Origin of the sequence: Streptomyces sp. cg40 (assembly GCF_050320165.1) — a bacterium.
Taxonomy (GTDB): Bacteria; Actinomycetota; Actinomycetes; order Streptomycetales; family Streptomycetaceae; genus Streptomyces; species Streptomyces hokutonensis.
The window spans coordinates 10565121-10579748 of sequence record NZ_CP190128.1 but is presented as its reverse complement, the minus strand read 5'-3'; the positions used below and the strand labels follow the sequence as shown (position 1 = coordinate 10579748).

The 14628-nt window shown below is 69.4% G+C and carries 11 protein-coding genes; 6 read left to right on the top strand and 5 right to left on the bottom strand.

Annotation, left to right across the window (positions count from 1 at the left end; genetic code table 11):
• Window positions 1-1093: 1093 nt before the first annotated feature.
• On the bottom strand, window positions 1094-2266 hold the full coding sequence (locus tag ACQHII_RS47565) for a tyrosine-type recombinase/integrase (protein ID WP_427925168.1): 1173 nt from the start codon (window positions 2264-2266) through the stop codon (window positions 1094-1096).
• A gap of 198 nt (window positions 2267-2464) precedes the next feature.
• Here ACQHII_RS47565 and ACQHII_RS47560 point away from each other — a divergent pair, with 198 nt between their 5' ends.
• Window positions 2465-3049 (top strand): hypothetical protein, encoded by a 585-nt coding sequence (locus ACQHII_RS47560; RefSeq protein ID WP_427925167.1) that lies wholly within the window; start codon window positions 2465-2467, stop codon window positions 3047-3049.
• Window positions 3050-3382: 333 nt separating this feature from the next.
• Here ACQHII_RS47560 and ACQHII_RS47555 read toward each other — a convergent pair whose 3' ends face one another.
• The 3 genes from ACQHII_RS47555 to ACQHII_RS47545 all read right to left on the bottom strand — a co-directional run bounded on the left by ACQHII_RS47555 (window position 3383) and on the right by ACQHII_RS47545 (window position 7555).
• Window positions 3383-3865: a GNAT family N-acetyltransferase gene (locus ACQHII_RS47555; protein WP_427925166.1), complete on the bottom strand. Its 483-nt coding sequence runs from the start codon at window positions 3863-3865 to the stop codon at window positions 3383-3385.
• 176 nt (window positions 3866-4041) lie between these two features.
• Window positions 4042-4344 (bottom strand): transposase, encoded by a 303-nt coding sequence (locus ACQHII_RS47550; RefSeq protein WP_427925165.1) that lies wholly within the window; start codon window positions 4342-4344, stop codon window positions 4042-4044.
• 103 nt (window positions 4345-4447) lie between these two features.
• On the bottom strand, window positions 4448-7555 hold the full coding sequence (locus ACQHII_RS47545; protein WP_427925164.1) for an AfsR/SARP family transcriptional regulator: 3108 nt from the start codon (window positions 7553-7555) through the stop codon (window positions 4448-4450).
• 423 nt (window positions 7556-7978) lie between these two features.
• On the opposite strand from ACQHII_RS47545, the gene ACQHII_RS47540 reads away from it, so the two are divergent.
• A complete protein-coding gene (locus ACQHII_RS47540; RefSeq protein WP_427925163.1) occupies window positions 7979-8308 on the top strand; it encodes a hypothetical protein in 330 nt (109 codons plus the stop codon).
• A 199-nt stretch (window positions 8309-8507) separates the two neighbouring features.
• Window positions 8508-8831: a hypothetical protein gene (locus tag ACQHII_RS47535; RefSeq protein WP_427925162.1), complete on the top strand. Its 324-nt coding sequence runs from the start codon at window positions 8508-8510 to the stop codon at window positions 8829-8831.
• 6 nt (window positions 8832-8837) lie between these two features.
• On the opposite strand, the gene ACQHII_RS47530 is transcribed toward ACQHII_RS47535, so the two are convergent.
• On the bottom strand, window positions 8838-9128 hold the full coding sequence (locus ACQHII_RS47530; RefSeq protein WP_427925161.1) for a hypothetical protein: 291 nt from the start codon (window positions 9126-9128) through the stop codon (window positions 8838-8840).
• Between the two features lie 452 nt (window positions 9129-9580).
• Here ACQHII_RS47530 and ACQHII_RS47525 point away from each other — a divergent pair, with 452 nt between their 5' ends.
• The 3 genes from ACQHII_RS47525 to ACQHII_RS47515 all read left to right on the top strand — a co-directional run bounded on the left by ACQHII_RS47525 (window position 9581) and on the right by ACQHII_RS47515 (window position 14430).
• Entirely contained in the window at window positions 9581-9949 is a 369-nt protein-coding gene (locus tag ACQHII_RS47525) for an ATP-binding protein (RefSeq protein ID WP_427925160.1), read from the top strand.
• A 997-nt stretch (window positions 9950-10946) separates the two neighbouring features.
• Window positions 10947-12059, top strand: a complete 1113-nt coding sequence (locus tag ACQHII_RS47520) for an alpha/beta fold hydrolase (RefSeq protein ID WP_427925159.1) — start codon at window positions 10947-10949, stop codon at window positions 12057-12059.
• Between the two features lies 1 nt (window position 12060).
• A complete protein-coding gene (locus tag ACQHII_RS47515) occupies window positions 12061-14430 on the top strand; it encodes a GMC oxidoreductase (RefSeq protein WP_427925158.1) in 2370 nt (789 codons plus the stop codon).
• Window positions 14431-14628 lie beyond the last annotated feature (198 nt).

Sequence of the window (14628 nt, the reverse complement as noted above, 5' to 3'; positions counted from 1 at the left end):
AGGTCCAGGTAGAAGGAGCGCACCTTGGCCAGGCATTCGCGGAAGCTGATCCGGGGAACCGTGACCACGGACGTTGCGCCGTCGCGCCCGGTGACCGTCTCCGACCGGGACGTCAGGCGCTGCCGCCAGGCGGTAGCGACGTCGGCGGGCAGGTGCAGCGTGTCGATGCCGGGATGGTGGAGTTCGAGATCCCTCCAGAAGCGGCAGCCGAGGAAGTAGGCGAGGCCCCGCAGGCTGTTGTAGTCCAGCGCGGGCTGACGTTCTCTCAGGTAGTCCACGAGGAGGTCCCGGATGGGGCGGCACTCGATCTGGTAGCGGTCGATCAGCTCTTCCGGGGACTGCTGCCCGCCCGTGCGCAACTCGCGCCAGCCCGTGGGGGCTTCGGGGCCGAGGATTTCCAGCTCCCGCAGCGTGCTGTAGAAGACGGGAAGGTCCTTGGGCCACGACGTGCGCACGGCCGTCTCGGTCTCGGCGAGTTCGAGGACGTCGCCCAGCGTGATGTCGCCGACCGTGCCGCCCTTCGCCGCCAGGAGCACCGCGGCGCGCTGCGGGACCAGGCGGCGGGACGGTGCCGCAAGGTTGGCGCGGCCATCGCAATGCGCCTGGAGGCGGGCGAACCCGTCGCGGTCGCGGACCAGGGAGAGGCCAGGTGCAAGGTCCCCCTTCAGGGAGGGCACCGACACCAGCCACTCCAACGACGGGCGAAGGACGTCGGCGCAGATCAGGACCTTCATGCCGTTGGACAGCTCGGACGGCAGCCAGCTCGAGCGGCGACCGCGGCGGTCGAACCAGTGCAGCGGCGCCTGCCGCCACTGGGCCCCCAGCGACTCGGCGCCGCTGGCCAGCCACCGCTGTTGCCAGGAGGCGCCGGGGAAGTCCTCCAGCCAGTCCAGCAGGTGGGCCAGGCCGCGAACCCGCTTGGCTTGGACCACTGGGTTCGCGAGGACAAACGGCGTGCCGGTCGTGTGCTGCCAAACCGCCGCCCGCCCCAACCGGGTGGCGGCCCAGTCGCCGGGGACGGTCCTCGCGGGGAACTGGTCGCGCGGCAGCTTCAGGGCCGCCGCCGTGCTCACTGCCTTCAGCGTTGCGGTGGTCATGGCCGACCGCCGAACAGAACGCTGAGGGTCTCGGCTCGGTAGCCTGCGGCGGGTTCCGGAGCGATCCGTGCTGCGGCCTGCCGGGTCTGCTCGGCATGATGGGCCAGGACCCGGCGGATCACCCCCTCCTTCCGAGGCGTGAGGTAGATCTGCGTGGTGGTCAACTGGACGTGTCCAAGGACGAATTGGACATCGGTGAGCGGCAGTCTGGGGTCCTCGGCCATCCGGTAGGCCGCGGTATGCCGCAGCGCATGCAGCGTCGCCGAGGTTCCGGCGAGCGCATTGACCCGCTCGAACATCCGGTGAGCCGCGTGGTAGGTCAGCGGGCGGGACGGGGCATGAAGCGTCCACCACAGAGGCAGCCGCCGCCCGCGGGGGATCGCATCCTCCATTTCCAACTGGTAGAGCCGCAGCCAGACGAACGCGTCCGTCGAGGCCGGAAGCTCCTGCACCTCCCGGGTGCCCTTGCGGACCACCGCGATCAGCTGACGGCCCGGGTCGGCGCCGCCTTGCGTGGCCGACAACAGCTCGCTGGCTCGAGCACCGGTGGACACGTAGAAGGCGACCAGAGCCCGGTCCCGGTGGGAGGGCAGCCTCGCGAAGATCTCGTTGAACTGTTCGTCCGGGACGCTGCGGGGCACCCGCTTGGGCACCGTCGGGCGATAGAGCCCGGCACGTTCCTTGGCGTGCGGCTCTATCGGGTTGTGATGCGCATGGGCGCGGCTCCCGCGACGAGACCGGTGCAGCGGGAAGGGGTTGAGGATCGGCCCGGTACCCGCCTCGAGGTGGAAGTCGTAGAAGGCCCGCAGGACCGTCTCGCTGTGCGCACGGACCGACGCCGCGTACGGATTTCCACCAGTGGTCCACACCCCGGCGGACGACGTGCGCCAGTGCGGACGCGTCGGCTGCCCAGCAACCAGCAGCCACCAGGAGAAGTCCCGGGCCTCAAGGCGCGTCGCCCGCTCCCACGGGACCTCGACGGCCCACAGGAACCGGAACCAGCGCAGCAGGTCCATCCCGTACGAGCGCGCTGTCGCGGATGGCCTGCCGGCCCCTTGGAGATCCTGCAGATAATCGGCGACGCCACCGACCGGCGCCCCGGACGGATCGAGGAGCCGGTACGGCTCCCACGGATCTTCCCTGGCTACCAACTCGCCAGCGAGCGGCACGACCAGGGACGCCAGGTCTCTCGAGGTCTCCACGGCCAGACCAACGAAGAATCCGCAATCAGGTCACTGACCTGGGCAAACACTGCCGGTAGTTCAGTCAACAGGTAGACGCATCCTCCTCAGGGCGTGATCCGGCCCGAACCAGGGTGATGCTCCAATATGGAAGGAGTGAGTCGAGGTGCTGTTATCGTCCACTGCGTGACGAGCGACGATGAAATCCTGGACTCGATCCGACGGGAGTCTGCGCTCGCTGAGTTGCTCTGGCAGGTTTGCGAGTTCGATCTCTCGCGTGGCGATCACGGTGAGCCTGTCCGACTGCCGTCAGGGGTTGCCCTGGACGGTGTTGCCGGCGACTTCACCGGCGGGACGTTCTTCCTCTGTGGTGATCGCGGCACAGCTCGGCCCGTGCTGTATGCAAGCTCCGAGGGACAGGCCGGTCTGATCGGCCAGAGCCTGGCCGAAGCCCTGGAGATCATGATTGGACTGCCGCCCTGGCGGGACTGCCTGAACTTCTCCGGATCCGGTGATCTGGAGGTTATGCGGACGACCGCAGCCCACCTCGGCCGCGACGAGCTCAGGGATGAACCAGAAATCGGCGCTGCCCGAGTGCGCCTGGCGTCGGCGCTGAACCTGAAGCTCGGGTCCGTCCCGGTCTTGCTGGCTCGCCTGCATGCTGCGGTTTCCGCTACCGCGCCTGATTTTGTACTCACCGTCAAGACCGGCGACGACTATGATTCCCTGTTCGGGCCATGGCTGCCGAGCCGCAATCCCGCCTGGCGGTGAAGGGCAAGGCTGGGCGGTTACGGGATCGATGATCAAGAAGGTGTATCAGCCATCCTCAGGCGGCCGTCAGCTTCCGAAGCCCGCAGACGGCCTTCCTCACAAGATCCCCGACAGAGCCGAATTGCATGACCGCTGGCACTCCGGAGGACAGGGCAGCCCGTTCTTCATCCGACAGCGTCAACTCGGCCTTCGGCCGCCCGGTCCGTGCCACCCGACAAGCCTATACATCTGAACAGAATTCCTGACTCAGAAGACCAGGCCGTGTTGCGGAAGTGGCTATAGGACTGACGAATCCGGACGGGTGCCACCAGGATGGCGCCCGTCCGGGAGGTGTCAGAGCCGTCGGAAGTAGACCGTGAGCGGGAGGGGAATGCAGCCGAGGGCCTCGTAGAGGGCTCGGGCCGGCGCGTGGAACTGGTCTCCTCCGGTGCCGATCTCGACGACCTCGGCGCCGAGGGCCCGCATCTGGTCGAAGGCGTGCTCGCACAGTGCGGTAGCCACGTGGTGGCGTCGATGGTCGGCCGAGACGGCGAGGATCGTGACCTCACCCTTCTTGCGGGCTTGGTCGACGTTCCACGCCACGTAGCCCGCGATGGTGTCTTCGGCTTCAGCGATGGCGATGTACGTGTGTCGTTCGGGTGCGTGGAGTTCGGCGATCTGTTTGCGGTAGTCGTCGCGCCAGTTGCCGTGCTGAACAGTGAAGACGGCCTCGCCCATCAACGGGCGGAAGGAGTCCTCGTAGAACGGTCGGAACGTGTCGATGGTGAGTTCGGTGAGTGGTGCCAGGTCGTGCTGGGTGAACGCGCGGATGAGCATGGAAGTGTTGCCTCTCAGGCTGAGGGCTTGATACCCGGGCGGAGCAAGGGCATCGGTCGGTCCGCTCCCGGCCACGGGATTGGCGGTGAGCCGACTCCTCAGTGACGTGAACGCCAAGCGTCAAAACACTCCATGGCCCGCATCGTAGTGCCCGGCGCGCATGTCGAATGCTGCGATCACAGCCACTCGTTGATGATTGCGATGAGGACGGTCGCCTCGTAGCGGACTGCTAACTTGTCGTATCTCGTGGCGTCGGCGCGGTGCCGCTTGAGGCGATTGATTCCGCACTCGACCGCGTGGCGCTCGCGGTAGTCGACCGGGTCGAACTTCGGCGGCCGACCGCCGCCGGACCAGCGCTGCTTGCGATGACGCGCCTGGTCGGCCTTGTGCGGGATGGTGCAACGGATACCTCGTCTGCGCAGGTAGGCCCGGTTCTTGCGGGAGGCGTACGCCCTGTCGGCACGCAGACGATCGGTCACCGCGTAAGGCATACACGCCGTGTGCCGCGGCGACCGGGCTCCGCGGCACATGCCTGTACGCTCGCACACCCCGGCGCCCCTGCGTCCCCCGCGAGAGGCCGCGCTAACAGGCCGTCACGGCGAGGAGGGCCCCGCGTACTTCCTCCGCGCGTGGTGAGCCAAGTGCTGTGTACAAGGACAACGCCTGCTGGTAGTGGTCGATCGCGTCGTCCCGATGCCCCGTGTGCTGCAGGGTGTGGGCCGAACCGATGTGGGCGCGGGCTTGTTCCTCCTTCTCCTCGATTCCGCGGGCCACTTCGAGCGCTGCCGCGTGGGCGTCCAGCGCCTCGGTGTGGCGGCCGGCGCCGTGCAGTGCCTCGCCCAGGCCGTTCAGGGCTCCCGCCTCTCCGTAGGCTTCGCCGGTGCGCCGGAAGTGGGCGAGGGCCTGGTGCTGATGTTCGGCGGCCTCTTCGTATCTGCCCTGGCGGCACATCGCGTCGCCCAGATTGGAAAGTGCGTGTGCCTCTCCGCCGGTGTGTCCGAGGCGCCGGAAGAGGGTGAGTGCCTGCTCGAAACGGCCGGCCGCGGCCTCGTGGTCGCCCAGTCGTATATGGACGATACCCAGGTTGCCGAGGACGCTGGCCTCGCCGAACGTGTGGCCCGTCTGCCGGTAGAGAGTCAGTGCCTGCTGGTAGCGGTCGGCCGAGGACTCGTAGTCCTCCAGCAGTTCCCACACGATGCCGAGGTTGTTCAGCACGTCGGCCTCTCCATGGGTGTCACCCACGGCGCGGAACAGTTCCACCGCCTTCTCCTGCTGTTCCGCGGCCTCCCGGTAGCGGCCCTGGAGTTCGTGGAGTACGCCGACGTTGGTGAGGTGGCGGGCCTCACCGGCCTCGTATCCGATCCGGCGGCTCAGCGACAGCGCGTCCGTGTGGTGGCGGTGGGCGCTCTCGTAGTCGCCGAGCCGTCGGTGGACGGCGCCGATGCAGGCGAGGACGTCGACCTCGCCCCGGGTGTCGGCCACCGCGCGGGCCGCGCGCAGGGCGTGGGTGTGCACGGTCAGTGCGTCGGCGAAGTGGCCCGAGCGCTCGTAGTGGCGGTGGAGCGTGGTGGCGATCCGTACGGTGTGGCGGGCCGGGCCGGGGTCCTCGGTCCGGGAACACAGGGCGACAAGGGTGGGTTGCGCGGCGCGCAGCCACGCGCGGGACTCGTCGGCCGTACGCAGCGGCGGCAGGCCGGTGGGCGGTGCCACGACCGCCGGACGCAGGTGCCGTTCGGCGGGATACAGCACGTCCATGGCGGCAGACGCCGCCGCGAGGGAATGGTCCAGCAGCCGGGTCAGGGCGGCGTCGCGTTCCACCGTCCGGTCTGGCCGGTTCGCGAGTTCGGCGGCGTAGGCCCGCAGGAGGTCGTGCATGGTGTGGCGGCCCGGGCCACTGCGGTGGACCAGGTGCGCGCGGGACAGGACGTCCAGGGATCGTCGTGTGCGATCGAAGCTCTGGCCGGCGAGGGCGGCGGCCTCGTAGACGTCCGCGTCGGGGCCCGGGTGCAGGCCCAGCAGTCTGAACAGGTGTGCCTCCTGCTCGGGCAGGCGGTCGTAGGACCAGGAGAAGACCGCCCGGACGGCGCCTCGGGGGTCTCCGTCGGCCGAGTCCAGGAGGTCCAGACGTCTCTTGTGGTCTCGCAGTTCCTCCACCAGGTGGGACAGCGGGTCCAGCGGGCGGGACAGCACGAGTTCGGCAGCTATCCGCAGGGCCAGCGGCAGTGCCCCGCACTGCTCGACGAGGGCGGTGGCCGCCGTGTGGTCCGCGTCGACGCGCGGCCCGATCAGGGCGCCCAGCAGAGCCAGCGCCTCGTGGGGCGCGAGGACGTCGAGGACCACGCGGTGGGCTCCGTGCACGGATACCAGGGAAGACAGCGCGTCACGGCTCGTGATCAGGACTTTGCAGGTCGGGCTGCCCGGGAGCAGCGGGCGTATCTGCGCTGTGGAGGCGGCGTTGTCGAGGAGGACGAGCAGGCGCCGTCCGTCGACCGCCGTGCGGTAGCGGGCCGCGCGGTCGTCGAGCCGCAGCGGTATCTCCTGGCCGGGCACGCCCAGGGCGGTGAGGAAGCCGACGAGGGCCTGGGCTGCGGAGACCGGTTCGTCCGCGTCGTAGCCTCGCAGGTCGACGTAGAGCTGCCCGTCGGGGAACGCTTCCCTCGCCTGGTGTGCCCAGCGCACGGCCAGTGCGGTCTTGCCGACGCCCGCCGTGCCGGAGACGGCCGAGACGACCACGGCCGATCCGGTCTCGCCCGCCTGTGGGCCGTCCGCTGGCGTCAGCCACCGCGTGAGTTCGGCCAGTTGTTCCTCCCGACCGCTGAAGTTCCTTACTTTCATGGGGAGTTGGGCGGGAATCACAGCAGAGGGCAGGGTGGCGGCGCGGGCTGCGCCGGGGCCGGAGCCCGCTGTCGGCGACGCGTCCGGCCCGGTGCCACGCAGCATCTCCTCGTAGGCCGACCGCAGTTCACGGCCCGGAGACACGCCCAGCTCGGAGTGGAGCCGTTTCCGGATGCTCGTGTAGGTGTCCACCGCCTCGGCCGTCCTTCCGGCGGCGGCCAGACTCCGGATCGTCTCTGCGGCGAGTGGCTCGGAGAGCGGCTGTTCGGCCAGCAAGGGCTGCAGAAGGGCGGGCACTCGATCGGGCTCGCCCTGTCGCAGCACGGTGCGGGACCAGGCCAGGGCCGCCTGCACGCGTTCCTGTGTCCATGCGGTGCGGGTGCGGTCCGCCCACTCCCCCGGCAGCCCGTCCAGCGGCGTGCCGCGCCACAACCGCAGGGCCTGTTCCAGGAGTTGTGCGCGGCGGGCGTCGGACAGGTGGGGCTCGGCCGCCTGTTTGACGAGTACGCGGAAACGGAGCAGGTCGACCGCGTCCTCGTCTGCCTCCAGGACGTATCCGCCGGAGCGCCGGCGGATGCCGAGCGGCGGGGTGGGTGTCTCCGGCCCGGCCTTGTCCCGCGTGGGTGTCGCACGGTCGAGGAGTCGCCGGAGGCGGCTGATGTGCGCGTACAGGACCGACCGGGCGCCCTCGGGTGCGTCGCCGTCCCAGACGCGGTCCATCAACGTGCTCACGGCAACGAGTCTGCCGGTGTCGGCGGCCAGTGCTGCGAGTACCGCTCGGCGGCGGGGCTGTCCGACGTCGACCACCCGCCCCGCGACGCGTAGTTCCAGGGGTCCGAGGAGGTGAAGAGTCATTGTGCCTCACGCGGGACGGGCGGCGGGAACAGCAGCCGGTGGCGGGGACTGCGTCCGCCGTGCAGCGGCCGGGGCTCCAAGCGGCCCTCCGTGATTCGTTCCGGGGCCGCACTGGACAGCCGTCGCAAGATTTTCGCAAGATTCACAGTAGATCCTCAGGTGACCCGCCGTCAGGCGGACCGCGGCGGACGCCGCGTGCCGTGGAGCACACACCCGAGCCGACTCTCGTGGGCCCCCGGCGCTACACGCTGAAGAGAATGGATCTGTGCATGCGCACGATGATGTCCCGAGTGAAGAACCGCACTGTCCTGGCCGCCGTCACCACCGCCCTCATAGCGTCCGGAGCGGTCATCGGCGGCGCCACGACCGCCTCCGCCGACGGGTGCGTGGGTCCCTTGTGCGGCGCGGTCAAGAACCGGACCGGTGAGACGATGCACTACACGACGAGCCTCGGCGCGGGGCCCGCACTTCTGCGACGTGTGGAACTGGGGCGGGGGCACCAGCAGCGAGTTCAAGCACGCCAAGTGCCGGCAACTGTCGTTCGGCAACGGAACGCGGGGCGGTAACGGGACCGGTGTCGATGTCGACGCCTTCACCTTCGCCACGCACGGCTACCATGAGCGGTTCTCGCGGGTCGGCACGTGGCACTGGCGGGCGAAGGGCGTCTGGACGAAGATCCGCAGCGGTGAGATCGGCGACTGCGGCATCGGCGACAACAACGAGGTCTGGTGCACCGTCCTCGTCCAGGCCTGAGGCGCTTGCTCCTTCAGGCCTGAGGCAGCTGTTGCTTCGATGCGGAGTCTGAGACTGGTGGAGTTCGGGGGCCGCGCCACGCGGGATCTGCCCTACCGGTACGACGGCGGACCATGACTGCGGTCATGGCGGGTGGGCCGGGTCGGTGACCTGCGGGAGTCTTTCCTGTGGTGCGCTGACCCGGCCTCTTGGTGCGTTCGTGGGCATCGGCCCGGGAGCCGGTCGCTGCTTCAAGGAGGCCGGACCCGCCGGCGCGGTCCGCATCCGCGCCAAGACGGCCCGCGCCGTGGAGCTCGCCACCGGCATCGGCTCCGACCAGGTCGACCAGGCCCTCGGGCCGGCGGCTACCGTCGGACGCCTCACCGACGACGATCCGGTCTCCGTCCTGGAGCATCTCGCGGTCAGCAAACCGACTGAAGAGGTCGTACGCGCCAACGAGGCACACTCCGTCCAGAGCGGCACCACCGCCTGGCAGGCCCTGGGCCAACAATCAACGGCGACAAGGACGTTGACGGAGGACTGACCGCGGTCAGTCGCCGACGAACCACAGATGCAGGTGCGTCCCGCGCTCGACGACCTGACACAACTCGCGCGCCTGCCCGACCCATTCGCCACCACAGGCAGCGGGAAGCCGGTCGAGCTCGGCCAGCAGCAGCGGAATCTGCCGCTGGTTGAAGACCGCGTCCCCATACGGAGTCAGGGCCCAGAGCATCGGGAACTCCGTCGCGCTCAAATCCGGGAAGCCGACGGTCCATTCCAGGCCGGCCTCGGCGCGGGCCACGGCCTTACCGCTGTCTCCACGCACCACCAAATTGATCACCTGCCGAGCTTATCGGCGCCCTCCACGACCCGCGAAGGAGTTTTCGACCATGAGGGTGCCCCAGGCCCCGGCACTGCCCGAGGAGCTCGACAGGCTGATGCGCCGCATGCGCCTGCCCTACACACGCAAAGCCGCACCCGACATGCTGGCCGCCGCCCGCGCACAACGCCGGTACCCCGCCGAGGTCTTGCGGCTTCTGATCACCGAGGAGGTCACCGGCCGGGACGCCGCCACCCGGCGACTGCGACGCACCACCGCGAACTTCCCCACCGGCAAAACCCTGGCCTCCTGGCGGGCCGAGGACTCCACCATCCCCGAACCCGCCCAGAACTCTCCGGCCACCGTGGAATGGATCGGCCGCGCCGAGAACCTGGTGATCGCCGGCCTGTCGGGGCTGGCGCATCTCACTTCACCGGGGCCCTGCCCAGGCCGCGATCGAGAAGGACCTCACGGTGGCCTGGTTCGGCCTGGAGACCCTCGCCGCCGCGATCGGCAAGTCCAAGGTCGACGAGTCCACCGCCCGCACCGTCGCCCGGATCTGCCGCGCGGACTTGACCGTCGTGGACGACGTCGGCCCACTGCCCGTCGGAGAGGACGCCGCCGAAGCGTTCCACCGCATCATCGACGCTGCCTACGAACATCGCTCGATCGCGGTGACCAGCAACATTCAACCTTCAGGCTTCGACACGATCATGCCCAGGACCCGCACCGGAACCAGCACCGACCCACTCATGCACCACGCTCACCTCGTCACCACCACGGGAGGCTCGCACCGCCTCTCCGAGGCCCTCGCCGGCCAGGGCGCGGTCCCCTTGCACTGACCCCGCCCCAGGAACACCACTGTCCACAGGCATGGATTTCTGATGGCCACCAGCCCCGACACCCATCGACCACCCACCTGGGCTTCTCAACGACCGTTGACAGCCATTTCGACGGGGTTCGAAAAGATTGCTCCCCTACCGAGCGCATTCCTACCCTGCACACGCCACTTGTCGAAGCATCACGAATCTGCGGGAAAGGAACCTCATGAGACTCGGCAGGAAGCTCGACCTCGCCCCCGGTGCAACTCCCCTGACCGCAGGTGCGGTGCTCGGCACGGCGCAGGTGCCCTGAGCAGCGCCCGCGACCATCGCCTGCGCCTACGGGCACACCTGCGGCGTCGACCAGGGCGGCAACCAGTACGACTTCTACAAGTGCAGGGTCAGGTACCCCCATCGGTCTCTCCGGGCCCGGGGAGTTCTTCAACAATCAGACGCCGGGAACTGCGGTGAGGTGGTTCCGATCCGATGAAAGCCCCTAGGGCGTCGCCAGCTCTGGGGCTTCGGGATACATCCACTGAACGCCCATCTGGTGGGTGCAGGCCTGCGAGCCAGACCTCTCCTCGGTCGTGCCAGGGCCTGTCGCCTTCACCGACAGGCCCCTTGAACTGGGCACGTTGATCGTGGCGGAGCGCGAGGGCGGCGTGCTGGCTGCGGAACCGACGGCGCGGACGGTCATGACTCCGGCTGCCCAAGACTGCCGATTCCGTCAAGCAGGTGGTCGATCGCGCCGTCGAGCCGGTGAAAGTGACCGGCACGTACGCGGCCTCCGGCCCGCCATCCCGCCGGAGCTCCTCAACACAGCCACGGCGTACGCGAACACACGCAGCCGCGGTGACGTGACTGGACGAGCGAAGGCGACCGGGCCTGACCTGGCACCAGTGCCGTGACCCGCCGACTTCAGGCTTGCCGCAGGTTCACCGAAGCAGGGAGCGCCACAATGGCCTCTGCCCGGCCACCGGCGCCATCGTGGGGCGGCCGACCGACCGAGGGGGAAATCATGCCGATCCAGATGGGCCCCGCTGTTCCCCGTCACACCACAGCCGGCGTTCCCGCCGCCCGGGTCACCGTCCACCCCGTCACCACGGACGACGGACTCGGCCTCCAACTGACCCGTTTCCGCCGGGCGGAGTGCGACGACGTCGTTCTCCTCGTACATGGACTGACCGCGTCCAGCGACCTGTTCATCATGCCCGAGCACCGGAATCTGGCGACCTGCCTCCTCGACAACGGTTTCACGGACGTATGGACGCTCGACATGCGGATGAGCAACCGCTTCCCGTACAACACGGAACCGCACGCACACACCCTCGACGACGTCGCCCTGTACGACTACCCGGCCGCGTTCGCCGAGCTGCGTCGGCATGTCGGCGAACGGCGGGTGCACGTCGTGGCGCACTGTCTCGGGTCCATGACCTTCCTCATGAGCCTGTACGCCGGCGCCGTACGGGACGTCACCAGCGTCGTCGCCAACGCGGTCGGCCTGCTGATGCGCGTACCGACCTGGTCGCGCTGGAAGCTGGCGTACGGTCCCGCGCTCGTCGAGGGCGCGCTCGGGCTGTCCCAGCTCGACCCGCGCAGCGGCGACGCGGCCTGGTTCACCCGGAGCGGATTGTTTGCCCGTCTGGTGTCACTGGCGCACCCGGAGTGCGACAACCCGGCCTGCCACATGGTGAGTTTCATGTGGGGCACGGGCTGGCCCGCACTCTACAACCACGACAATCTCGACCCGGTCACTCACGACCGCGTCGCTGACCTGCTCGGCCCTGTCGGGCTGGGCTACCACCGACACATCGGCAGGATCGTACGAGCCGGTCGTGCCGTGAAGTACGACGACGCCGAGCCGCGCCACGCCCACCTCCCGGACGACTATCTCGCGGCGGCGGCCGGGGGCGGCCCACCGGTACTGTTCCTGACCGGCGAACACAACCGCGTCTTCGGGGACTCCGTCGTACAGGAATACGAGGAGATGTCGCGGACGACCACCGACTCCGACCGCTACGACCTCTTCGTGGCCCCCGGCTACGGCTACGTGGACATGATCATCGGCCGGGACGCGCACCGGGACGTGTTCCCACACCTCATCGACTTCCTCCGCCGAAAGGCGGCATGAGATGACTCACTCGCCCGCCGAACACGTCGGCACCGTCGTCGTCGGCTCGGGATTCGGCGGCTCGGTGGCCGCGTACCGGCTGGCCGCGGCCGGACAGCAAGTGGTGCTGCTGGAACGCGGACGCGCCTACCCGCCCGGCGGCTTCGCCCGTTCCCCGGCCGAACTCGGCCGTGCCTTCTGGGATCCGCGAGCAGGCCTGCACGGCCTGTTCGACGTATGGAGCTTCCGCGCCTTCGACTCCGTCGTCGCCAGCGGACTGGGCGGCGGATCCCTCATCTACGCAAACGTGCTGCTGCGCAAGGACGAACGCTGGTTCGTCGACGAACAGCCGCTGCCCGGCGGCGGACACGAGGCCTGGCCCGTCGGCCGGGCCGAACTCGACCCACACTACGACGAGGTCGAGCGGATGCTCCGCCCGGTCCCGTACCCGCTCGACCGCCCCGGCTACACGGACACCCCCCGGGCGCACGCGATGCGCGACGCAGCCGAACGGCTGGGCCTGACGGTGGAACGGACGCCGCTCGCGATCAGCTTCGCCCCGGAACCGGGCGCCGACCCCGAGCCCGGACTGCCGATGGCCGACACGGACGGGGACAACCTCCACGGCGTCGGCCGCCGTACCTGCCGACTGTGCGGTGAGTGCAACCTCGGCTGCAACGACGGCGCCAAGAACACCCTCGACCACACCTACCTGTCGGCGGCCCGGCGGCACGGAGCCGAACTGCGCACCGGACACGAAGTGCGCGCGGTGCGAGCACTCACGCAAGGCGGATACGCGGTGGACTACGTCAGACACGGACCGGATGGCGAAGAAGGAGGTGAAGGGGGTGATCGGGACGACCGCGCGGACGCAGGAGGCGTGTCCGGATCACTCCACCCCTCCGGATCCCCCCGTACCTCCCCAACGCTCCACACCATCAGCTGCGACCGCCTGGTCCTCGCCGCCGGCACCTACAACACGGTCTCGCTGCTGCTCCGCTCCCGCCGGAACCTGCCCGGCCTGAGCCCTGCGATCGGCAGCCGGTTCTCGACGAACGGCGACCACCTCGCGTTCGTGCTCCGGGCCACGCAGGGCGACGGGCCCCGGCCGATGCGGCCCAGCCGCGGTCCGGTCATCACCAGTTCCATCCGGCTGCCCGACGAACTGGACGGTGTACCGGGCGCGGGGCGCGGAGGCTACATCCAGGACGCGGGATACCCAGGTTTCGTCGAGTGGCTCGTCGAAGGTGCTCACGTGCCGCAGGGAGCCTCCCGGGCGGCCCGCTTCCTCGCTGGAAGACTGCTCGACCGGATCTCCCGCGCCCCTGACCCCAGCCTCTCGGGCGCGTTCGCCGAGCTCCTCGGCGACGGCGCGTTCACCGGTACGTCCCTACCGTTGCTCGCGATGGGCCGAGATGTGCCGGACGGCGAACTGCGCATGCGTGGCGGCCGGTTGGAGAGCACTTGGACAGTACGGGGCGGCAGCGCGGCCCATTTCGAACGGACGCGCACACGCATGCGGCAGATCGCCGACGCGCTCGGCGGCGGGTACGCAGACCATCCGCTCTGGCACCGAGGTCGCGTCCTCACGGTGCACCCGCTGGGCGGCGCCCCCATCGGCCGGCACCCCGGCACCGGGGTCTGCGATCCCTACGGCGAGGTCTTCGGCCACCCGGGTCTTTACGTCGCGGACGGAGCGGCGATGCCCGGCCCGGTGGGCCCCAATCCGGCCCTCACCATCGCGGCCCTGGCCGACCGCATGTGCACCCGTCTCCTGGAGCACCGGCCCGCCACCCCACGGGCGGTCGGGCACCGCACGTACCCGCGCCGCACCTCTCTCCAGTTCACGGAGGAACTGCGCGGACGCTACACACCGGGCGCCGATGGGGCCCGGACCGAGCCGTTCACGTTCCGGCTCACTGTCACAGCAGACGACGTGGACGCCTTCCTGGACGAACCGGACCACGAGGCACGCGCGGACGGCTGGATCGACAGCCCCTCGTTCGGAGGGCGCCGCCCCGTCCTGCGCGGAAGCGTCCGCCTGTTCGCGGACGGCCGCCGCACGATGCTCTACCAGCTCTACTTCACCGACGCCGACGGTCACCCCCGCACCTTCGCCGGCCGCAAGGACCTGGCGTCCGGCGCCCCGGCCCGCGTGTGGACCGACACGACCAGGCTGACATTCCGCGTCCTGAACGAGCACGTCCACGAATCGGGCAGGACCGACGCCAAACTCCTGGGCAGGGGGACAGCGAATCTCGGCGTGACCGATCTCGCCCGCCTGCTCACCACGTTCCGCACGACGGGCCCCCACGGCACCGCAGCACTCACTCGCTTCGGCCGCTACCTCGCTGGCGAACTCTGGAACACCTACGCCCTGCGGCGCCACTGAGCCAGGAGACACTGCCCGGGCCTAGCTTGATCTTTAACCAGTGCGGCGTGGTCGCGGGGTAGTTGACTTCTTCGTCCGCTGTTTCGCAGGTTGTGTCTTGCGGGGGGGCTTCTATCTGTTCGGTCAAGGTCTGTGGGCGGCCCCGGCCGTAGCCGTGGCCTATGCCTGTCGGGCCTGCGACGACACAGGAGATTCGCG

What these genes read in the sequence shown, in the direction of transcription:
- ACQHII_RS47555 (WP_427925166.1), bottom strand. Translation starts at nt 3,865, where the DNA reads ATGCTCATCCGCGCGTTCACCCAGCACGACCTGGCACCACTCACCGAA.
- ACQHII_RS47545 (WP_427925164.1), bottom strand. Translation starts at nt 7,555, where the DNA reads ATGACTCTTCACCTCCTCGGACCCCTGGAACTACGCGTCGCGGGGCGG.
- ACQHII_RS47520 (WP_427925159.1), top strand. Translation starts at nt 10,947, where the DNA reads ATGCCGATCCAGATGGGCCCCGCTGTTCCCCGTCACACCACAGCCGGC.
- ACQHII_RS47515 (WP_427925158.1), top strand. Translation starts at nt 12,061, where the DNA reads ATGACTCACTCGCCCGCCGAACACGTCGGCACCGTCGTCGTCGGCTCG.